Consider the following 22,001-nt stretch of genomic DNA (forward strand, 5'->3'; position numbering starts at 1 on the left):
CGGGTTTCTCTAAAAATTGACCTGACAGATGGCAAGATTTCAGGTTAAATATTGTCAGATATGCACTCTGCAAGAGTTGTCAGGTATTATTCGTGACTAATCAAGAACAAAAATCATCTCGTTCTTTCGCTGGGATTGCTGGCATTGTTGCCGCAGCCACATTAATTAGTAAAGTATTTGGTTTGATCCGACAGCAAGCAGTAGCAGCTGCTTTTGGTGTTGGTGCAGCTGCTACTGCTTATAGCTATGCCTATATTATTCCTGGTTTTTTATTGATATTACTGGGTGGGGTGAATGGGCCGTTGCACAGTGCGATTGTGAGTGTTTTAGCCAAGCGCAAAAAAGAAGAAGCAGCGCCAATGGTGGAAACAGTGACAACATTAGTGGGGGGCATTCTGTTATTAGTAACGTTTGCCCAGGTTTTTTTAGCAGATACAATTGTTGATATTGTCGGTCATGGTTTGGATACAACCACAAGAGCGATCGCTATCCAACAACTGCAAATCATGGCACCGATGGCTTTATTTTCAGGATTAATTGGCATCGGCTTCGGTACCCTAAATGCGGCTAATCAATATTGGTTGCTTTCGATTAGTCCCTTATTATCAAGCGTTACCGTAGTTGTGGGCATTGGGATTTTGGCCTTGCAACTGGGTAAAAACATTACTCTGCCAGAATATGCCTTTATCGGCGGGATGGTGTTAGCTTGGGGAACCTTAGCAGGTGCAATTCTTCAGTGGGTGGTGCAACTAATTGTGCAGTGGCGGTTGGGACTAGGAACACTGCGGTTGCGGTTTGATTTTCAAGCCCCTGGTGTTAAAGAAGTCATTAAAATTATGACTCCAGCAACCATTTCTTCGGGAATGATGCCGATTAATGTGGCTACTGATCTTTATTTTGCTAGTCCGATTCCTGGGGCGGCGGCTGGGTTTAACTATGCGAATTTGCTAGTGCAAACACCTTTAGGAATTATTTCTAATATTATTTTGTTACCTTTATTGCCAATTTTCGCCAAACTAGCAGAACCAGAAAATTGGCCAGATTTAAAATTACGCATTCGCCAAGGTTTATTACTGACTGCCTGCACTATGCTACCCCTAGGCGCTTTGATGGTGGTGTTGTCTGTACCAATTGTGCAGATAGTATATGAGCGTGGTGCTTTTAAACAAGATGCTACAAAGTTAGTTTCTTCGTTATTAGTTGCTTATGGAATCGGCATGTTTGTTTACTTGGGGCGGGATGTGTTGGTGCGGGTATTTTACGCTTTGGGTGATGGACAAACACCTTTTCGCATCAGCACTTTTAACATTTTGCTAAACATTGTATTGGATTATTTTTTTGTACAACCCTTTGGCGCACCGGGTTTGGTGTTAGCAACTGTGGGTGTGAATTGCAGTTCAATGTTAATGCTGTTATGGTTGCTAGACCGCAAGTTAAATGGTTTACCTTGGCGTGAGTGGAGTGTGCCGATTTTTGGTTTATTCGGTGGGAGTGTGGTGACTGGGTTTGTCAGCTATGGGACTTTGTTTGGTTTACAGCAGTTGTTAGGTACAACAGGTTTAATAATTCAGTTAATAGAATTATCAATTGCTGGTTTAGTGGGTTTAGTTGTGTTTGGTGCGATCGCTTCACTTATGAACATCCCCGAAGTTAATAGTTTGGTGATTAAGATGCGCCAGCGTTTCTTCAAAAAATAACTCTGGTTCTTGTTCACCCAACTGGGTGAAGGATTTTTCACCCACTCGGCTACCTGAGTGTAGGAGGGTAAAAAGAGTTAAAAAAGCGACCATAGTAGTAGAGAGTACTGCACTCAACTCTAGTGGAGAGAAACTTATGAAACTCAGAACTTTAACTACTTCTACCCTTGTAGTTGCTTCTATTGTCCTCTCAGCTGGAATTGCTGCTGCTCAAACTGCTGGTACTAACGGTAGTTACATTGGTGCTGGTGTTGCAGCAGGGGCTACTAGTGGTGGACAAAGAAATGATGATGCTCAATTTGGTGGTAATGTCCAAGGACGTTATGCCATACCTAATGCACCTGTATCACTGCGAGGAAGCGTGTTATTTGGTGGTGATACAACTGCCTTTATGCCGATTTTGACTTACGATGCTGCGATCGCCAAAAATACTAACGTTTATGTAGGTGGTGGTTATTCATTTTTGGCTAATGAAGGTCACAACACCCCATTAGGTAATCGCAACGCACCTGTTGTCACCTTGGGTTTAGAATCGGAAGTTAGCAAAAACGTTATTGCCTATGGTGATGCTAAATGGGGCATTGACGCTTATCGAAACAGTGATGCTGATGCTGTTAGCTTCCAAGCAGGATTAGGCTATCGTTTTTAGGAAGTCTGAAGTCTGATACTGTATCATTCCTTGACAGTCAGAGGTAGGCGTACTGTAAAGGTTGAACCTACTCCTGGCTGACTTTTCACCGAAATTTCACCACCCATCATCTGACAAAAATGACGACTGATAGCTAAACCTAGTCCAGTACCACCATATTTCTTAGTGGTGGAATTATCCCCTTGAATAAAAGGTTGAAATAACTGTTGCTGTTGATGATGTGTCATTCCAATACCTGTATCAGCAACAATAAACGAAATTATGCCGAAGGGAGAGTCTGATAATAAGTTGGGTTTTTCACTTTTAACAGTGAGGGTGACTTTGCCGTTAGTCGTAAATTTAGACGCATTGCTTAACAAGTTTAAAAGTACTTGTCGCATTCTTGTCTGATCGGCATACATTGTACCTAGCTGTTCGTCGTAGTCTACTTCTAAAATGTTGCCATTTTTTTCAATGGAAGGCTTAATAGTCAATACCAGATTATTAACCAGATTGGCAATTTCAAATGTCTCTGGATAAAGAGTCATTTTCCCCGCTTCAATTTTGGATAAGTCGAGGATGTCGTTAATCAATTCTAATAAGTGTCTACCTGCGGAATTGATTGTTTCTAAATCGGTAATAAAGTCTCCCGATAAGTTTAAATCGGTAGCGTCATCTTGCAGTAATTGGCTGAGTCCAATGACTGCATTTAAGGGTGTACGTAATTCGTGGCTGACGTTAGCTAAAAAGACACTTTTAGCTGTGCTGGCGGCTTCAGCTAGTTCTTTTGCTTGTTCTAGTTGTTTTGTGCGTTCTGAAACTCGCTCAATCAAACGATTTAATGATTTTGCTAATAAGCCAATTTCATCTTCGGTGGTGACGGGGGCGCGTAAATCAAAGTTAGATTTGCGGGCTACTTGTTCGGCGACTTGAGTCACTGTAATCACTGGTTCGGCGATCGCTCGACTGGTGCGCCATGCGATAATAGCTGCGATCGCTACCGACACCAACATACTCACCATCACAATTAATCTTTCAACCCTTTTTGCCTGTTCTACATCTATCTGTCTATCTTGTTCTTGATTTTCGGCAGTTTGTAGAATATTCGTTAATTTTTCCGAAAGACTCTCTAATTGCATGGCTGTTTCACCACGCATAATTTTTAACAACTGCTCTCGGACTATAACAATTTTTTGGGGTTGTAGCGGCTGTTTCTCTGTTTTTTTTAAGACCGCTTCTATTTGGTCTACGTATGATTTTAAATTAATCGTATAATCTTCCAATAAAGCCTGTAAATTAGCACTGGTCGCTGCTAATTGCATTGGCTTTTTTTCGATAAAATTGTCAATTTTTCGCTCTAAATCTTCAGCTCTATTAACATTCCTTAAAAATTCTGTTTTTTTAGTGAGCAGTTGTTGAGAATCTTCTAATACTGCGACTAAATTAGAACTATGTAATTGCGCCCCGACTACGGCATTTTTATAGTTAGTTAGTAGTTGGCGTTGTTCTTGAGCTTGATTAAACTGCCTAATTTCTCTTCCTCGGTAGTAGTTGGCAATTACCAGACCAGTAAGTGAGCCAAAAAAACCAATACCAATAGCTACAAAGTAGCCATAGCCAATTTTTTGATGTATCCGCCAAGAACTAGCTTTGAGTTTCCCACTGGAGGGAAATTCGATTGTGGGCAGTTCTTCGCTTGATGAATCTTTGGCTGGCATTTTTTTGCTTTCTGAATTACTATCAATTGGGTTAGGCTTGTGAGTTTGCATACCTCAAATCTCCTCGCCCTTCCGCAAAAATCGCCACATCAATTCCATCTTTAAAATTAAATTAACTGGTGATTAACACCTACACAATTTTTTGTAAGAAGCAGCGTAAATAATTATTCTTTAAATAATTGCCATGACTTCATTGTATTTAGGTGATTTTGATATGAATGTATACAAAAACACTGAAAAACGATAAAATCCCGTGTTTACATATAATCAATACGTTTTTATAGTAAAGCTTATGCTGAAATTTTATCTTTAGGGTTAGGGTTTTTGAAACCTAGTTAATATCAGGGATATTTTAACTACTAGATACACTGTACTTATTTTTAATCTTGTCTTGTACGATGGAAATACTTAAATGCCAGACAGATTAATTCATCTCGCATCTTAACATCGATCAGTAGGATTCTCAAATAATTCTGGAAAGGATTCTCAAATAATTTTGGAATTTGGATAGCCTGGATACTAAAAAACCTCTGCCTTGCTACTCAAGCAATAGGAAGACAGAGGAATTTATATATCAGGCTTACGTAAAGGAATAGTCTATGGAGACTGGGTGGAGGGGTATGGGAGTGAAAGGGTGTATTTGTACCCTGCACCCCTGTACCCAGTCTTTACAGAAAATCTTTGTGCATAAGTCCTCAGATTACTAGGCGATCGCAGTTGAGCGCAACTGAGTAACTGCTTGCTTCAACAACTCGGCCTTGTCGGTTTGTTCCCAAGGCAAGTCTAAATCATTCCGTCCCAAGTGACCGTAAGCCGCGATGTCCTGATAAAAACGTCCGCCTCTTTCACTTGGTAAGTTACGTAAGTTGAAGCTATGAATAATTCCTGCTGGACGTAGTTCAAAGTTTTGTTTGACTAATTCCAACAAAATTTCATCATCTACTTTGCCAGTTCCAAAGGTTTCTAGGAGAATACTAACTGGTCTAGCTACACCGATCGCATAACTCAACTGCACTTCGCATTTTTCTGCCAAGCCAGCAGCTACAATGTTTTTGGCTACATAACGCGCTGCATAAGCCGCAGAACGGTCTACTTTTGTGGGGTCTTTGCCAGAGAAAGCGCCACCGCCATGACGGGAATAGCCACCGTAGGTATCAACAATGATTTTTCTGCCTGTTAAACCAGAGTCACCTTGCGGCCCACCAATCACAAATTTACCCGTGGGATTGACTAAAAAGCGAGTTTCTTGATCAGGCTTGATAGTAATATCACTAAAAACAGGCTCAACCACTGCTGTCCAGAGGTCTTGCTTGATTTTAGCTTGCACTGCGGCTTCATCAGTGATTTCCCCAATTGTAGCTGTGTGCTGTGTGGAAATCAGGATAGTGTCAATGCCTACGGGTTTACCATCTTCGTAGACTACGGTTACTTGAGTTTTACCGTCGGGACGCAGGTATGATAATTCGCCTGTTTTGCGGACTGCTGCCAGTCGGCGGGCAATGCGGTGTGCCAAACTGATGGGTAAGGGCATCAGTTCTGGAGTTTCGTTACAAGCAAAGCCAAACATGATACCTTGGTCGCCTGCCCCAGTGGTATCGAATAGTTCCTCACTATCCTGTTGGCGGGTTTCATGGGCAACATTTACACCTTGGGCAATGTCAGGTGATTGTTCATCCAATGCTACAATCACGCTGGTGCTGTTAGCAGAAAAGCCGTTATCTGCATCAACATAGCCAATTTCAGCAATTTTTTTGCGAGCTAGATGCACATAGTTGACATTAGCTTTGGTGGTGATTTCACCAGTAATTAACACTAAGCCCGTATTAACTACTACTTCCGCAGCTACGCGACTGCTGGGGTCTTGTGCCAGTAAGGTATCAAGAATCGTATCTGAAATTTGATCGCAGATTTTATCTGGATGGCCTTCAGTTACTGACTCGGAGGTAAATAAATAGCGTCTAGACAAAGAGATTTCCTCCTGTGGTAGTATAATCACTGACTAAATACTTTATTTAGTTCAGCTAATTATTTCTAGAATCATATCAATCTTGACACATTCCGTAGTGAGTGTATTTTTATATTTTTAAAAAGAGATAATCAAATTTGTGTATTTGTAAAGGAATTAATAATTAAATATTTAGTAAAGTCAGCCCGGTACACTCCCTAATCTTTCATCCCTATATTCCCCTAAAATAAGGAGCGAGTAAGCGTCAATAATTATTATGCGAGTAGTAGCCCTTGTACCTGGCGGAATTGGCGACCAAATTCTCTTCTTTCCGACTTTAGATAGTCTGAAGCGTTATTATCCCAACGCTCAGATAGATGTCGTTACGGAACCCCAGTCAAAGGCTGCCTATCGAGTGAGCAAGTCTGTTCACGAGGTACTGACCTTTGATTATAAAGATCGTAACAGTCTAGCAGATTGGGGTAACTTGGTAGGCACAATACGCGATCGCGAGTATGATGTCGCCATTGCTTTTGGGCAAAGCTGGTTAGTCGGACTAATGCTCTGGCTAACAGGGATTCCCCTGCGGATTGGCTTTCAAGGCAAAGGAGCCGTGTTTCTGACTCATACTGTGCCGTTTAATCCATCTCAGTATGTAGCGGCGGCGTATCACGAGTTGCTAAAACCATTGGGTATAGCCACACCCGTGCCAGAGTTAGCAGTAAATGTCCCGATACCCGACATCGACTGGTCACAAAATGAGCAAAAACGTCTAGGCGTAAATGACACAGGCTACGTCTTGATTTATGGAGGGGTTGATGCAGGCTCACGGGGGAAAGGTGCTGAGAAAATCTATCCGGTTGAGCATTGGCAGCCAATTATTCAAGAATTTCAACAAAAACAGCCAGATATGTCTGTAGTTGTGATTCAAGGTGCTGATGATGAACAGTTTGTGCGATCGCTCCGCGAATCCTGTCCAGAAATCAAAGTCACATCTCCTGATAATACAGGTAAGTTGACAGCTATGATTGCCGGTGCCAACCTGATGCTGTCTACCGAAAGTGCGCCATTACAGTTGAGTGTTGCGGTTCAGACTTATACCATTGGTCTGTTCGGCTCTTCAGACCCAGGTAAACTGTTACCAAAAAGTGAAAAATTCCTTGCTATTAAATCCCCCTCTGGGAAAGTAGCAGATATTTCACCCACAACAGTTTCTGAAAAAATCTGGGGCGGCTAATTTTATACCAATTATGTAGAGACGTTGTATACAACGTCTCTACAAAAGTAATAAATTAATACTGTTCAGTTAAGGTAATGAAAGTTTATTTCTCAATTTCTGCTCTACCTATCAGACAATGATTAAGATTTGGGGGATTCTCCCCCACACCCCCGATTGGGTGACGGTTGCGTCCCCCAAACCCCCTCCAAAATCATTTTTTCGTTTTTTGTTGAGTTATAGCGTCTTTGTATGGCAGTAGCTACTCTGCGAGAAGCCGAGCAGAGCTTGAATGCCAGGAAGATTAAGACTTTTTCTCCTGCCTGGTTGGTGAGCGAACTTGTAATGAGCGCAGCCGAAGTAGCCGAACCACTGCCTCCTACCTGGTTGGTGAGCGAACTTGTACTGAGCGCAGCCGAAGTAGCCGAACCACTGCCTTCTACGACAAATGACAACACACCATAAAAATTAACCCCTCCTGATAACTTAGGAGGGGTTGGAAATTAATATCCGCCTTCTTCTTCGTATTCTGGCTGCCTTTCTTTGACTTTTTTGGGAATGTTCACGGGTTTTGGTGCATCTTCCCAAGCATCGCTTTCTACATCGTCGTCATAATCATCGTAATCGTCGGTGTAAGCTTTGGTTTCGTACTTGGGTGGTTGTTGATATCTGTCGCCGCCTGTGGCTTCACTCCAGTTATCTTCTTCGTCGTCTTCTTCGTAGCGGATAGACTCATATTGTCGCGCTCGCATGACTTCGCGGCGTGGTCTTTCTTCTTCTACGTAGTCTTCGTTCCATTCTTCTTCCCGCGCTACGGGTTCGGGGGCGCGGACTTTTGGCTTGGGTGGCTGTAATGGTGTGCCGCTAGGTAGCTGATTTGCAGGTGCAACTGTGCGTGGTGCAGAATAACCATATTCTTCTTCTGCATCACGTTCCCAAGGTGGTTTGCCGATACCTAAACGTTCTAAAACGCCTACTGTTAATTGCGTTGTACGTTCTTCGGCTCCTTCAAACACAATTAATCTACTGGGGCCTGTGCTAACAACTTCGTCGATGGAAATTTCGTAGGTGCTGAGAAATTGGTCGGGAATTTGCGGTACTCCCAAAGAAGCAATAATTATTGAGTGCAGCTTCCCTGATATACCATCAAACTTAAAGCCCCGCACTCTACCTAAGACTTCACCTGTTTCTGTAATTACTTCCCAGTTAATCAGATTACTGAAAGCTTCAATTTCAATATCTTCGATGACATCTTCGTTATCAACCAGGATGGCATCACCAATTTGGTTGATACTACTAAGGTACATATAGCGTGGCAGTCCAGAGATAGAGATCAGGCTGTCTCGTAAACCAAGAGCCACAACCTCCCTTTGATCGATATCAACCCAGATTTGATTCACAATCCCTAGCCGCTTGGCGTTGTCGCGGGTAATCACCTGAGTATTTAATAAGTCGGAACGCCTAATTATCTGTTCAGAGGTCATTCTATACCGAGTCCTGATCTCGAATCCGGTTTATCTATACACTATTATTAACAAAGATTCAAGCAGATGTATTCGAGGATGTTAACTTAATTCCCAAAACTTGGGTGTAAGCGCCTCGTGCTTGAGTAACGCCAATGGTGCGTTCGGCTGATTCTATCATCGGACGACGCAAACTCACAACTATGAATTGTGCCAGTTGTGCTTGTTGTTTGATCATTCTAGCTAATCGTTCTACGTTTGCCCCGTCTAAAAACATATCTACTTCATCAAAGGCATAAAAAGGTGATGGACGATAGCGTTGCAGGGCGAAAATAAAGCTTAAGGCGGTGAGGGATTTTTCTCCCCCAGACATGGAAGCTAATCTTTGTACGGGTTTACCTTTGGGGTGGGCGACTAAGTTTAAACCACTGTTAAAGGGATCTTCAGGATTATCGAGTTGCAGGTAGCCGTCGCCTTCTGAGAGGGTGGCGAAAATTGATTGGAAGTTTTCGTTTACCGCGTCAAAGGCTTCTTTAAAGGCGCGTTGTCGCAAGGTGGTAAAGTTTTCAATTCTTAATAATAATTCGGTGCGTTCGGCTTCTAATGTTTGTAATTTTTCTGTGAGTTCTTGCAGGCGGTTTTGGGTGCGTTCGTATTCTTCTAACGCCAGCATATTTACAGGTTCCATTGCTTGCAGGCGTTTGGCAAGCGATCGCAATTCTTTCTGCAATTCTTCTAAATCTACCTGTTCTGGTACTTCTGGTAAAGGGCTGGGTAATTCTGGAAGTAGTTCTCGCAATTGATTTTGCAACGCTTCTAGTTCTTCCCGCCGCTTTTGCTGGGTTTCTTGGAGTTTTTCGAGTTCCCATTCTAATTGTTGCTGACGGAGTAAATGCGATCGCACTTCTTGTTCAATTGCGTCACGTTTTACCTTTTCTTCACCCAAACTTTTTTCCATTTCGCTGAGTTTGGCGCGAGTTTCGGTGATTTGAGTGCTGAGTGCTGCGTGCTGGGTGCTGAGGGTTTGGATTTTCTGCTGAGAAACTTCTTGTTCTTGATGATACTGAGCAATTTTTTGTTCAGCTTCTTGGATGCGTTCTTGTAAACGCTGTTGCTGATTTTCCAAGTTTTTCAGCCGTTGTTCCGCTTCCCGTAATGCGGATTCCCGTTGTTGTAATTGTTGCTCTTGGGTTTTAATTACGGCTTGAATTTGCTGCCATTCACTAGGCGTTTGAGATGCTTCTAATTCTGCTAAAACATGACGCAGTTGTTGTAATTGCGCTTCTTGCCCTGGTAAATCTTTATCCAAAATTTCTAGGCGAGATTGGGCGGCGGAGAATTTTTCGGTATTTTGGGCAAGTTGCGATCGCGTCCCTTCTAATTGCGTCGTCAAAGCTTTAATATCTTTTTGCAACTGTTCTAATTGCAATTGCTGTTCGCGGCGTGCTTGACGGGCTTCGGTGAGTTCTTGGGTGAGTTGTTTGGTTTTGCTGGATAAAGAAGCGATCGCATCAATACAACGATCTAAAATCCGTTCTATATCTGTCAAGCGACTTTTCAACGCAATGGCTTCATCTGATTCCGCCGCTTCCCCTGTACCGAAGCGCAATGCTGAACGCTGATTTGTACTACCACCAGTCATTGCGCCACTGGTTTCTAATAATTCCCCATCTAAGGTGACGATGCGATATAAACCGAGGTTTTTCCGCGCCTGTTCTAAGCTGGCGAAGACGACTGTGTTACCAAAAACATAGTTAAACACATCTTTATAACGGCGATCGCATTCAACCAAATTCACAGCATAACTGACAAAGCCGTTTGCTAATCGTAGCGTCGCATCTTGAGTAATTCTGGGAGCTTGTATTTTATTTAAGGGTAAAAATGTCGCTCTCCCGGCGCGTTTCTGCTTGAGTAATTCAATCCCAGCCGCAGCTATCCCATCATCATCAACTACGATATGTCCCAGCCGCGCACCCGCCGCAATTTCCAACGCCAACTGAAAACGGGGTTCCACCCGTCCCAAATGTACCACCAAACCACAAACCCCAGGCATCCCCGATTGGATAATTACCTTACTAGCTTGCGTTCCTTGGACTTCTTGTTGTGCTTGGGTTTGCGCCTCAATTTTATCTAACTGGCGTTGTTTTTCCCGTTGTTCATTAGAAAGCCGCTTTTGCGTATCTTGCTGAATTTGTAATTCCTGTTCTGTCGCCGCCAGATTTTGGGCTAAATTTTGGATGGGTTCACTAGAGGCGTTAAATTCTGTCTCAACTCGCACACATTCAGCTTGCTTTTCTGCCAATTGTGGTTCTAAAGTAGCAATTAACTCAGTTTGTTCGTTAATGAGTTCTTGTAGCTGACTATTGCGTTCTCTTAATTGTGCTTGCTCTGTGCGTTGCGGTTCCAGAGTTTGCAACACAGTTTCAATTTGGCGGTTCAGTGCAGTTTGTTGCTGTACCCAAGCTTCCGAGGCGGTGGCAATTTCGGCGGCGGCTTCGCGGGATTTTTGCAGTGCTTGTTCCGCCTCATCCCGTTGCTGTTGAAAATATACAATCGATTGCCGTTCGACATTTTGGGTTTCGGCAATTTCTCCCAAAGCTTGCTGCTGCTGGTGGATTTCCTGCTGAGTTTGCACCAAGCGTTTAGCCGTTTCTTGGGAAGTTGTTTCTAATTCTGTTTGCTGACGCTGGAGTTGCTTACGTTCCGCTTCTTGAGTAGCAAGGCTAGACTGTACTGCTAATAATTCTTCCTCACCCAAAGCTTTGACATGAGCATTAAGCTTTTCTAATTCAGCCGTTTTTTGGGTAATGCCGACATTTAAAGTTTCTAATTGTAGTGTTAAATCATGATGAGAGCGATCGCCATTTTGAATTTCCGTCGCTAACTTTTCTTGCTGTGCTTGCAGCGAACGCCACGATAACACCGCTTCCCAAGATTGCTTGTGTAAATATTCCGTCCGCAACTTTTGATATTTTTCCGCCTTCGCCCTATCTTGAGAAAGGCGATCGCGCTGTGCAGTTAACTCCGTCTCAATAATCCGACAACTATCTTCCTTCTCCTTCACCTCATCTAAGGTACCCTTAGCTTGGTGAATTTTGCGATCGAACGCCGCCACCCCCGCCAACTCATCAATAATTTCCCGCCTCTCCCGCGCATTCATCGAGATAATGCTAGTCACGTCCCCTTGCAACACCACGTTATAGCCTTCAGGATAAATCCGCAGACTCTCCAACTCCTCATGCAACTCCGTCAGCGTACAAGCCGCACCATTGATATAGTAATTTGACGTGTAAGTTCCTTGATGAGTCACCCGCAACCGTCTAGTTACACTCCATTCACCATTGAGTGCTGAGTGCTGAGTGCTGAGTGCTGAGTCAGAATTCTCAATTTCTCCCTCTAATTCCTCACTCTGCGCCTCTGCGTCTCTGCGTGAGATATCCTCCCCCGTCAAATCAAACGTCACCGTGACACTAGCTTCCACAGATGCACGTCCTTTAGCCGTTTGAGTATTATTTACCAAATCCGGCAGGCGATCGGCCCGCATCCCCTTAGAACTGGCGAGTCCCAAACAAAACAACAGCGCATCCAAAATATTCGACTTACCGGAACCATTCGGCCCAGATATGACAGTAAACCCCGGCAGCAAAGGGACTGAAGTAGTACCGCCGAAGGATTTGAAGTTGGTAAGTTCCACGCGCTTGACGTACACCATAGTGGGCGCTGGTTCACTGGGCTAATGGCTAATGAAGAACAAGTGTATCAATTAATGAAAATTTAGCAATAGGTTGTATGAATAAATTATCGTAGACGCGCAAGCGGCTTGCCGTAGGCTACCGCCAAGGCACAGAGGAAGACACTTGCGTGGGCGGGTCTCCCGACTTGAGCAAAGTGTCTGTCGAAGACATTTGCGTGGGCGGGTTTCCCGACTTGAGCAAAGTGTTCGTCGCGCGGAGGAGGGGAGCTATGACTAAAATATCAAAAGTAATTTTAACGAACTTTAAGAAAAATAGTATTGTTTTGAAAATTCTAAGTGTTGAGTTTTGTTATTTCTCAAGTCTTGTGAGGAATCTTAGGATCAGTTTTTTACCATTTTGAAAAGGGAAATTTAGCTAAATTACTGTTGAAATACCGCCCATCAGTAGAAACTTCTGCACCAATCCATTCTGGGATTTCGATTTGTTGTTGTTCATCAGTTAATTCAACTTCTGCTAAGATTAATCCTTTATTATCACCATCAAACTCATCAATTTCCCAGATTAACCCGTTTAATTCTACTTTGTACCGTACTTTTTCAATTAACGGGCGATCGCATAATGTATCTAACATTTCTTCTGCGTCTGTTAGGGGAATTTCATATTCAAATTCAGAGCGAGAACAATTCACACTCGGACTTTTAATGGTTAAATAACCCCGGTTGTTAGCAATCCTTACTCTGACTGTAACTGAGTTTTTAGTAGCAATATATCCTTGTCGATACACACTACCTTTACCTAGATTTTTCCAGGCATCTCCCTTCACTAAAAATTTCCGTTCTATTTCTTTAGCCATGATGATTAATTGAGTAAGGGGTACTGGTAATATCTAAAAAATCTAATTTTTGTCTCTCAAGATATGCTGTAAACTGTTCAATAAGTCTTGTGCCGTAAAAGGTTTTGGCAAAACTAGTTGTACATTAGCATTGACAACTTCGCTCAAGCCTTCATGGGGATTAAAGCCACTGCAAGCAATGATTTTGACTTGCGGATTCATTTTTTTCAAAGTGAGAATTGCTGTTAGTCCGTCCATTTCGGGCATAATCATATCCATCAGTACAGCTTTGATTTGGTGCTTGTGTTGGGCATAAAGTGCGATCGCTTCAATACCGTTACTCGCAGTCAAAATTTGATAATTGTAGTTTTCTAAGACGATGGTAGCAATTTCTAGAATTTTTGCTTCATCATCAACCACTAAAATTAATTCGCCTGCGCCTAAAGGTGCTGCTAAATTTTCGCTTCTTGTTCCTTGACAGCCTTCGACTGCTGGTAAAAACAATTGAAATTTAGTTCCTTTGCCAACTTTGCTAGAAACATTCAGAAAACCACCATGACTTTTAATAATCCCTAGCACTGTCGAAAGACCTAATCCTGTGCCTATACCAATTTCTTTGGTGGTAAAAAATGGCTCGAACATTCTATTTAATACTTCTGGCGGCATTCCCATACCATTATCAGCTATGGTTAACTCGATATAATTTCCGGCTTGAGCATCCAAATTCATTTGGGCATAGGCTTGATCAATCAATCTGTTTTCAGCAGAAATTTCGATTTTACCGCCATCTGGCATGGCATCACGGGCATTAACAACTAAATTCATTAGCACTTGATGTAGCTGGGTAATATCTCCAGATACAGCCGACAAATTTTCAGGAATCGTGATGGCAAATTCAATGGATTTGGGAAATGTTTGTTTGACAATCAACAGCATTTCCGAAACTAAGTGCTTAATGGAAATAATCGTGCGATCGCCTTTAAATCCCCGCGCAAAAGATAATACTTGTTTCACCAAATCTGCACCACGTTTGGCATTATTTTCAATAATTGTCATTAACTGATAATAACGCTCGGTGTCTGGGTTAAATTTCAATTTTAATAGTTGAGATGCTGCCAAAATCGGGGTTAAAATATTGTTCAAGTCATGGGCAATTCCACCAGCTAGATTCCCCAGGCTTTCTAATCTTTGGGTACGAAAAAACTGTTCTTCTAATTGTTTTCTTTGGGTAATATCTGTATCAACAATCAAAATAGATTTGGGTTGTCCTGCACTATCGTGCATCAGTGTCCAGCGACTTTCGACAATAATTTCTTTGCCAGATTTGGTAACTTTATGTAATTCGCCTTGCCAAGTACCAGTATTAAGTACTTGTTCTATGGCAATGGGAATTGTGCCTGAAGGTTGTTGAAATAAAAGTTCATCGGCGTTTTGGTTAATTGCTTCTTGGGCTTGCCAACCATACATACGTTCCGCACCTTGATTCCAAAAAAGAATCTGATTTTGCAAATCTCGCACGACGATGGCATTGGTGACAATATCTAGTAAAGCGGCTTGTTCTTGAATTTGCTGTTCAGCTTGTTTGCGTTTGCCGATATCTGTGGTTGTTCCCGTCAATCGGCTGGGTTGGTTGTTTTCGTCGTAGTACAGTTGACCAGTAGAATTGAGCCAGTGAATACTACCATCAGGCCAAACAGTCCGATATTCCACAATAAATTTCACACCTTGTTGAAGAGTAGCAGTCACAGCCTGAGTAAAAGTTTGCCGATCTTCTGTATGCACTAACTCCAAAAAATCTGTTGTTGTTGGACACAATGTCCCATTATGTAAACCATAAAGTGACCCCATATTGGCAGACCAAAGGGTTTCATTCGTCGGAATCTTCCATTCCCAAATACCCATGTGTGCTGCTTCTAAAGCTAAACTGAGTCTGGCTTCACTCTCACGCAATGATTCTTCTGTATGCTTGCGTTCAGTGATATCTTCAACAATTCCCGCGTAATAACAAATATTTCCTTGTTGATCCCGCATTGCAAAGGTGCGATCCCATACCCAACGCATCAAACCATCAGGACGTAAAATGCGATATTCGATTTCGGTTGCTTCTCCAGCCAAATGTTGCGTTACCACTTGATCAACGCGATCGCGATCATCTGGATGTACCGCATCCATCCATGATAGAGGCTGTTCTTGCAAACTCTGGCGAGAACGACCCCAGATTTTTTCATAAGCTGGATTAATATACAAAAATTGCCTGGTTTGGGGGTCTTGGCACCAAATAAAAGCTTGGATATTTTCAGCAAAATGCTGAAATTTTGCCTCACTAGCCTGAAATGCTGCATCTTTTCGTTCGGAATCAAGCCTATCGTGATTTTGCCAAGCTGCTTCAGCTTTTTGGTATTCCGAGATTTCCTGCTGCAACCGCTTGTTTTCTGCCACGAGTTTTTCTAACTCATTTTGAGTGTGGTGCAGTTTTTCTTCTACCATCTGAAGTTTTTTACGAGTTGGTTGAAATTCTTGCTGAATTGGGGTAAATGTCGGCGATTTATATTTAATTCCCTGTGGGTGATGATGGTGAGTAGAACAACTTACGCAACTAATTTGGCGATAATTATTTTGTGGTTGCTGTAAAGCTGTTTTGATACCTAGTATTGTGTCACGGTTAAAAGCTTGGATTAAAACACTAGCAGTCGTAATTCCCTTTAATTGCCCTTGGGTATCTACAATTGGCAAATAACTAATTTGATAGTGTCGCAATAGTGACCAAGCTGTGAATATATCTGTTGCATAACTTTCTTTGAGAGTAATCAAGGCTGTCACCATCACCTCAGACACCTTGGTTTTAGTAATATCTACTCCCGATGCAATTATATTTACTACATCTTTGGTGGTAATTATTCCTAATAAATATCCACATTCTACGACCAAGATGCAGCTATTTTCTTGTTGAGTCCAAATATCAGGCTGTAAATATCTATTTAAGCCAGTCAGCGACTGATTTTGAGTTAGCTTCTGACTCATCAAGATAATAGCATCGACTAGATAACTATCAGGACTAATCATTAAAGGAGAAAAATTAATCAGATAATCTAAAGTCGGCAAATTAATTAGCTGATCTTGTAGTCGCATGGTTAATTTGTTTATTAAATGTATGTTCTTAACCTGAAAGCAAGTTAGAGAATGTAATCTATAGCAAGTCAGTGTTAAATATCATTGATTAAAATTTAATAGCGTATTGTGCAGAATTAACTGCAAAATGGCATTTTTTTCTTAAAGGCAGTCTAAATCTCGCTTACAGAGTCAATGGATATTCAGTGCTAGACTATTTATCCGATTTTGTGTGTTCAAACTCATTTTATTGTCAAATGCCCATGAGAGGATCTATTGATTCAAAAAATAAATCTGATTAATTCTGGGGTTAAAAATGCTTTGATGGCTAATAAATGTAGCTTTTTATTCCTGCTATTAAATAACCAAGCTTATCACTACAAAGAGTTTCAAAAAATTTGTCGACGAAAACTTCAGTAATTAAGTTCTAAAAGCTACACATTATCCTATGTAATAAATCTATAGGATATATAGGAATAAGGTTTGATTCCTGAATCTAGTTGTGTAAGCAGGGAGTAGGGAGTAGGAAAGACGGCTGATCTGGGTGTACTAATTTTTTTCATAAATCAAATATGAGTCCTATATTAAGTTTTTGACTTATTGCTGAATAAAAAATCTAGCCATTTTGATATGTTTTGGGAATTAAATTGCCAAAATGGCAAGTCAAAAGTCAGATTAGCGGAATTAATACGATATTTTTGGCCACTATCTGCTTGTAGCTTGAGATGCTGATTGAGTAATTTAAGTTAAATCAAGTAAAGTTTAAATTTTACTTATGTTTGCCATCATGGCGTTCGATGGTGATATTTTAGTTCTTCAGATAAAAAAATCAAACAACAGCTAAGTTGTAAACTAAATCACAACTCTAACTGTAAAAAAACTGAAAATAAGGTAAAAATTTTTATGGATTTTCAAGATTTTCTCAGACATAAATTTACTCATGTTGTAATGGGCGAATTCAAGCCAGGTAAATTTGAAGCTGCCAAAAAACTTTATGAAGAAGCCGTATTAACTTATACACAAGGTTTCAAAGGAGCCTATCTGTTACAAGAACCAGGAACAGACAAAGGTATATCGATAATTTTTTGGGAAAGTGTAGAAGATATGGAAGCGAATCACAGTGAGGTTTATCAAGACATTTTGAAACAGATGATGCCTTTATTTGCTGAACCGCCAAAAACAGTAGTTTACGAACTAGTTTGTGAAATCACCCCTAAAGAGAAGGAAGAAGTCTGAAGTAAAGTTCTATCCCCCTTACACCCTAAAGGGTGAGAGAAAAAAGGTGTGGGGAGTGTGGGGAGTATGGGGGGAAAGATTTCTTTACCATCCTCCCACCCTTCCCACACCTCCCACACCTCCCACACCCCTGGATTTCTCTCTTGTGAGAAATCCAGGCCCAAACCCTTGCACCCGTAAACCCAATCTCTACAGATAATCTTTGTGCGTAAGTCTTGGTCTCGTTGCTGCTAGGATTTAGCATAGTACAAGTGAACTGCAATAGGTATAGAATGTCTGAATTGATTCTGTTTTGGCATCGCCGGGATTTACGCATTGGGGATAATACTGGACTAGCTGCGGCCAAAAAGCAAAGCCAGAAAGTAGTGGGTGTATTTTGTCTTGATCCTAATATTCTTGAACGCGATGATGTTGCGCCTGTCAGGGTAGAGTATATGATTGGCTGCTTGCAAGCATTACAAAAGCAGTATGCCCAAATTGGTAGCCAACTTTTGATTCTCCATAGTGATCCTATACAAGCAATTCCAGCTTTAGCGGTAGCTTTGCAGGCCAAAGCTGTGTTTTGGAACTGGGATGTAGAACCATATTCGCAAATACGCGATCGCAATATAATTGATGCACTCACAGAAAAAGGCATTCAATTCCTCAACGAAAATTGGGATCAAATCCTGCACACACCAACTGAAATTCGCACAGGGAACAATTCGCCTTACACTGTTTACACCCCCTTTTGGAAAAACTGGAGTAGTAAACCCAAAGCAGCACCAGCAGAAACCATCGAAACTGCTGAAGGACTAACACCAGCCGAACAAGAAATTGCTCAAAATATAGGTGCAATTCCATTACCCACTGCCAAAGATTTAGGATTTGTCTGGGATGGTGATTTAATTCTGCCACCCGGTGAAGCAGCAGCCCAAGATAGATTAGCCGAATTTACCTATAAAGCCATTACCGAATACCAAGAACAGCGCAACTTCCCCGCCACAGACGGTACATCTCAACTCAGCGCCGCTTTGAAATTTGGCGTAATTGGGATTCGCACTGTTTGGCAAGCCACAATCGCAGCACAAGAAAATAGCCGCAGTGAAGAAACAACAGCTAGTATCCGCACTTGGCAACAAGAACTGGCGTGGCGAGAATTTTATCAGCACGCTATGTATCATTTTCCCGAATTAGCTGGAGGTGCTTACCGCGATGTCTTTAAAAACTTTCCTTGGGAAATTAACGATACACGCTTTCAAGCTTGGTGCGAAGGTAAAACAGGCTACCCCATAGTAGATGCAGCGATGCGCCAATTAAATGAAAGTGGCTGGATGCACAACCGTTGCAGAATGATTGTGGCGAGTTTCCTGACCAAAGACTTGCTGATTAATCCGCAATTAGGCGAAAAATACTTTATGCAAAAGCTAATTGACGGAGATTTGTCAGCAAATAATGGTGGTTGGCAATGGAGTGCTTCTAGTGGGATGGACCCTAAACCTGTGCGGATTTTTAATCCCGCCAGTCAAGCACAAAAATTTGACCCTGATGCTGAATATATTCGCCAATGGTTGCCAGAATTGCGTTCTATAGATAGTGAATATCTGGTAACTGGTAAAATTACACCACTAGAACGTCGCGCTGTCGGCTACCCTGAACCCATAGTTGATCATAAACAGCAGCAACAGAAATTTAAGCAGCTTTATCAACAGCAGAAAGAAATAATGGTTTTTCAGTAGCTATAGAAATCCGGCTTGATTTCCGAATTTATACCAAATTAAAACATGATTGCGACAGATGGATGACTCAAAAGCTTACCGATTAACCCTTACCCAATCCAAAATCTGTCTTGAAAAGTTTGCTCAAGTCGGGGAACCCGCCCACGCAACTTTTCGCAAAATCTAAAATCCCAAATGGTATTACTTGTGTAGATAGGGATTTATGGGACTCAGCCAACTAGAATTTTGATGCGATCGCTACGTGTAGTGTAACTTCAAGCTGATTGACAAATGTGGCTCAAGGCGCAATGATGCGGAATTGTCCCAACTTCTGCTGTGGCTTATGAGTAAAATGGTGAAAGACCTGCCAGGAAATCGCCATTCGCTGATTCTTCACTCTTAAATAATCGTGATCTAATAGCCGATGAATTCTCCCCAACCTCCCCAAAAGCCACAAACCATACTTGGTCAACTGACTCAAGCCGTACATACAATTCAAGCTAGGGTTGATTTTTCCAAGCTGGCACTGAAGCCAAATGCTAGAGTCCCGGAACTTTGGGTACAGGATGCGGGGGCGGATAAGGCGGAGGTCTACCCATTGTTGGGCGATCGCTATATTCTAGGACGCAGTTCTAAATCTTGCGATATCGTTGTTCGTAACCCGGTTGTCAGCCAAATTCATCTGTCTTTGTCGCGGGACTCTACCCAACGCAAACCTGTGTTTGTGATTCGAGATGAAAACTCAACCAATGGTATTTATCTGGGGAAACGGCGGCTGACTTCTTTAGAAATGCGGCATGGCGATATCATCACTCTAGGGCCACCAGAACTAGCAGCATCAGTCAGACTGCAATATGTCGATCCACCAGCATGGTATGTCAAAGCTGGAACCTGGGCAGGTTATGGGGTTGCTGGTGCTAGTGCTTTGTTCGCCTTGGTCATTGGTGTGGAATGGCTGAAGTTTTCCGTGAGTCCTTTACCAACAGCCACTCGCGCCCCAGTCATAGTTTATGCCCGTGATGGCTCAACTCCTCTACGTGAACCAAGAACAACTTCTCACGTAGATATGAAGCAATTGCCAGACTTTGGCCCTTACTTAGCTAATGCAGTCGTCGCCTCAGAAGATAGCCGTTACTACTGGCATGTTGGTGTAGATCCCTTGGGGATTTTACGGGCAGTATTAATTAATAGCCGCAGTGGCGATTTACAACAAGGGGCGAGTACAGTTACTCAACAGGTGGCGCGTAGTTTATTCCGTGATTACGTTGGTTCCCAAGACTCCCTAGGACGAAAATTGCGCGAAGCCATTGTGGCACTGAAGTTAGAGACTTTTTATAGCAAAGATTACATTTTGCTGACTTACTTAAATCGCGTGTTTTTGGGGGCAGATACTTCCGGTTTTGAAGATGCAGCTAAGTATTACTTTGAGAAGTCAGCCAAAGAACTCACCTTAGCCGAAGCCGCAACATTAGTGGGTATTTTGCCTGCGCCCAATGCGTTTGATTTTTGTGGTGATGGCCCGAATAAACTAGAAGCGGCTGATTACCGCAACCGTGTAATTAAGCGGATGCTGGAAATGGGCAAAATCTCCCAAGAAGAAGCAAATCGGGCGAGACGTTCTACAGTGCAAGTCAGCCCGAAAGTGTGCGAACAGCAAGCTAAAACCATTGCACCTTATTTTTATAATTATGTTTTTCAAGAACTCGACTCAATCTTAGGGGAAGGTGCGGCGAGGGAAGGAAACTACATCATTGAAACCCAACTTGACCCGGCAATTCAAGCCCAAGCCGAAGCATCACTGCGAAATTCTGTGAATAATGATGGTTCCAGCTTTCGTTTTTCCCAAGGGGCGATCGTTACTTTAGATTCCAAAACAGGTAGTATTTTGGCAATGGTGGGTGGTACTGATTACCGCAAAAGTCAATTTAATCGTGCTGTCCAAGCCAAAAGACAACCAGGTTCTACCTTTAAAATTTTTGCCTACGCCGCAGCCCTACAACAAGGCATTTCTCCCTATAAAACTTATTCTTGCGCCCCTTTTCCTTGGCAGGGTTTTACATATAAACCTTGTCGTTCTGGTGCTGATGTGAATATGGATATTGTCACAGGTTTGGCACTGTCAGAAAACCCTGTTGCTTTGCGGGTCGCCAAGGAAGTTGGTTTAAATAAAGTTGTGGCTATGGCGCAAAAATTGGGAGTAAAGTCACAACTTGATCCGGTTCCTGGTTTGGTACTGGGTCAAAGTGTGGTGAATGTTTTAGAAATGACCGGGGCTTTTGGTGCAATTGGAAATCAAGGTGTGTGGAATCCTCCCCACGCCATTAGTCGCATTCTCGACAGTGGTGATTGCAAGGATAGTAAAGATTTAAAAACTTGTCGTGTGATTTATTCTTTTGACCAAGACCGAGAGGCTAACAAGCGAGTTTTGTCTACAGAAGTAGCAGATGAAATGACTACTTTAATGCGAGGGGTAGTTACAAGAGGTACAGGACGAGGTGCGTCCATTGGTTTGGGAGAAGCTGGTAAAACAGGGACAACTGATAAAAACGTTGACCTTTGGTTTATTGGGTTTATTCCTAACCGCCGATTAGTCACAGGTATCTGGCTAGGAAATGATAATAATTCCCCCACTTATGGTAGCAGCGCCCAAGCTGCTCAACTGTGGGGGAGGTATATGGGGAGAATTGCTAGGTAGTTAGGTGGTCATTTGTTATTTGTCATTGGTCATAGATCATTTGTAAGAATTTTAAATGATCCATGACCTAT

Annotated in this window: 13 protein-coding genes; 7 read left to right on the forward strand and 6 right to left on the reverse strand. The window is 42.2% G+C overall.

The genetic code is table 11. The features are described 5' to 3' along the window. The first annotated feature begins 92 nt into the window (after window positions 1-92). Both murJ and H6G77_RS01070 read left to right on the forward strand, forming a co-directional pair. A complete protein-coding gene (gene murJ / locus H6G77_RS01065) occupies window positions 93-1,697 on the forward strand; it encodes a murein biosynthesis integral membrane protein MurJ (protein WP_190870600.1) in 1,605 nt (534 codons plus the stop codon). A 136-nt stretch (window positions 1,698-1,833) separates the two neighbouring features. Continuing rightward, window positions 1,834-2,346 (forward strand): outer membrane beta-barrel protein, encoded by a 513-nt coding sequence (locus tag H6G77_RS01070; RefSeq protein ID WP_190587879.1) that lies wholly within the window; start codon window positions 1,834-1,836, stop codon window positions 2,344-2,346. A gap of 23 nt (window positions 2,347-2,369) precedes the next feature. Here the strand turns inward: H6G77_RS01070 and H6G77_RS01075 are convergent, their stop codons facing one another. Further along, the gene (locus H6G77_RS01075; protein ID WP_190870601.1) at window positions 2,370-4,094 is read right to left on the reverse strand and encodes an ATP-binding protein; all 1,725 of its coding nucleotides are present in this window, start codon (window positions 4,092-4,094) and stop codon (window positions 2,370-2,372) included. A 652-nt stretch (window positions 4,095-4,746) separates the two neighbouring features. Next, window positions 4,747-6,009: a methionine adenosyltransferase gene (metK, locus tag H6G77_RS01080; protein ID WP_190587883.1), complete on the reverse strand. Its 1,263-nt coding sequence runs from the start codon at window positions 6,007-6,009 to the stop codon at window positions 4,747-4,749. Between the two features lie 256 nt (window positions 6,010-6,265). Here metK and H6G77_RS01085 point away from each other — a divergent pair, with 256 nt between their 5' ends. Continuing rightward, the gene (locus tag H6G77_RS01085; RefSeq protein WP_190870602.1) at window positions 6,266-7,225 is read left to right on the forward strand and encodes a glycosyltransferase family 9 protein; all 960 of its coding nucleotides are present in this window, start codon (window positions 6,266-6,268) and stop codon (window positions 7,223-7,225) included. Between the two features lie 231 nt (window positions 7,226-7,456). After that, window positions 7,457-7,669, forward strand: coding sequence for a hypothetical protein (locus H6G77_RS01090; RefSeq protein ID WP_190870603.1), 213 nt, complete (start codon window positions 7,457-7,459; stop codon window positions 7,667-7,669). Window positions 7,670-7,707: 38 nt separating this feature from the next. On the opposite strand, the gene H6G77_RS01095 is transcribed toward H6G77_RS01090, so the two are convergent. The 4 genes from H6G77_RS01095 to H6G77_RS01110 all read right to left on the reverse strand — a co-directional run bounded on the left by H6G77_RS01095 (window position 7,708) and on the right by H6G77_RS01110 (window position 16,323). After that, on the reverse strand, window positions 7,708-8,688 hold the full coding sequence (locus H6G77_RS01095; protein WP_190587886.1) for a PRC-barrel domain-containing protein: 981 nt from the start codon (window positions 8,686-8,688) through the stop codon (window positions 7,708-7,710). A gap of 58 nt (window positions 8,689-8,746) precedes the next feature. Further along, window positions 8,747-12,379: a chromosome segregation protein SMC gene (gene smc, locus H6G77_RS01100; RefSeq protein ID WP_190870604.1), complete on the reverse strand. Its 3,633-nt coding sequence runs from the start codon at window positions 12,377-12,379 to the stop codon at window positions 8,747-8,749. A 371-nt stretch (window positions 12,380-12,750) separates the two neighbouring features. Further along, a complete protein-coding gene (locus tag H6G77_RS01105; RefSeq protein WP_190870605.1) occupies window positions 12,751-13,215 on the reverse strand; it encodes a CYTH domain-containing protein in 465 nt (154 codons plus the stop codon). Window positions 13,216-13,257: 42 nt separating this feature from the next. Continuing rightward, window positions 13,258-16,323 carry a PAS domain S-box protein gene (locus H6G77_RS01110; protein ID WP_190870606.1) on the reverse strand — a complete coding sequence of 1,022 codons (3,066 nt, stop codon included), beginning with the start codon at window positions 16,321-16,323 and terminating at the stop codon, window positions 13,258-13,260. A gap of 882 nt (window positions 16,324-17,205) precedes the next feature. Between H6G77_RS01110 and H6G77_RS01115 the strand changes: the two genes are divergently transcribed. From H6G77_RS01115 to H6G77_RS01125, 3 genes are all read left to right on the forward strand, one after another. Beyond that, the gene (locus tag H6G77_RS01115) at window positions 17,206-17,538 is read left to right on the forward strand and encodes an antibiotic biosynthesis monooxygenase (RefSeq protein WP_190587890.1); all 333 of its coding nucleotides are present in this window, start codon (window positions 17,206-17,208) and stop codon (window positions 17,536-17,538) included. 272 nt (window positions 17,539-17,810) lie between these two features. Then, the gene (locus H6G77_RS01120) at window positions 17,811-19,256 is read left to right on the forward strand and encodes an FAD-binding domain-containing protein (protein ID WP_190587891.1); all 1,446 of its coding nucleotides are present in this window, start codon (window positions 17,811-17,813) and stop codon (window positions 19,254-19,256) included. A 403-nt stretch (window positions 19,257-19,659) separates the two neighbouring features. After that, the gene (locus tag H6G77_RS01125) at window positions 19,660-21,930 is read left to right on the forward strand and encodes a transglycosylase domain-containing protein (protein ID WP_190587892.1); all 2,271 of its coding nucleotides are present in this window, start codon (window positions 19,660-19,662) and stop codon (window positions 21,928-21,930) included. The last annotated feature ends 71 nt before the right edge of the window (window positions 21,931-22,001 follow it).

Origin of the sequence: Aulosira sp. FACHB-615, assembly GCF_014698045.1 — a bacterium.
Taxonomy (GTDB): domain Bacteria; phylum Cyanobacteriota; class Cyanobacteriia; order Cyanobacteriales; family Nostocaceae; genus Nostoc_B.

Bases quoted from the DNA above. Each gene is read 5' to 3' on its own strand.
- H6G77_RS01070 (WP_190587879.1), top strand. From the start codon at position 1,834: ATGAAACTCAGAACTTTAACTACTTCTACCCTTGTAGTTGCTTCTATT.
- H6G77_RS01075 (WP_190870601.1), bottom strand. From the start codon at position 4,094: ATGCAAACTCACAAGCCTAACCCAATTGATAGTAATTCAGAAAGCAAA.
- H6G77_RS01085 (WP_190870602.1), top strand. From the start codon at position 6,266: ATGCGAGTAGTAGCCCTTGTACCTGGCGGAATTGGCGACCAAATTCTC.
- H6G77_RS01090 (WP_190870603.1), top strand. From the start codon at position 7,457: ATGGCAGTAGCTACTCTGCGAGAAGCCGAGCAGAGCTTGAATGCCAGG.
- H6G77_RS01095 (WP_190587886.1), bottom strand. From the start codon at position 8,688: ATGACCTCTGAACAGATAATTAGGCGTTCCGACTTATTAAATACTCAG.
- smc (WP_190870604.1), bottom strand. From the start codon at position 12,379: ATGGTGTACGTCAAGCGCGTGGAACTTACCAACTTCAAATCCTTCGGC.
- H6G77_RS01105 (WP_190870605.1), bottom strand. From the start codon at position 13,215: ATGGCTAAAGAAATAGAACGGAAATTTTTAGTGAAGGGAGATGCCTGG.
- H6G77_RS01110 (WP_190870606.1), bottom strand. From the start codon at position 16,323: ATGCGACTACAAGATCAGCTAATTAATTTGCCGACTTTAGATTATCTG.
- H6G77_RS01115 (WP_190587890.1), top strand. From the start codon at position 17,206: ATGGATTTTCAAGATTTTCTCAGACATAAATTTACTCATGTTGTAATG.
- H6G77_RS01120 (WP_190587891.1), top strand. From the start codon at position 17,811: ATGTCTGAATTGATTCTGTTTTGGCATCGCCGGGATTTACGCATTGGG.
- H6G77_RS01125 (WP_190587892.1), top strand. From the start codon at position 19,660: ATGAATTCTCCCCAACCTCCCCAAAAGCCACAAACCATACTTGGTCAA.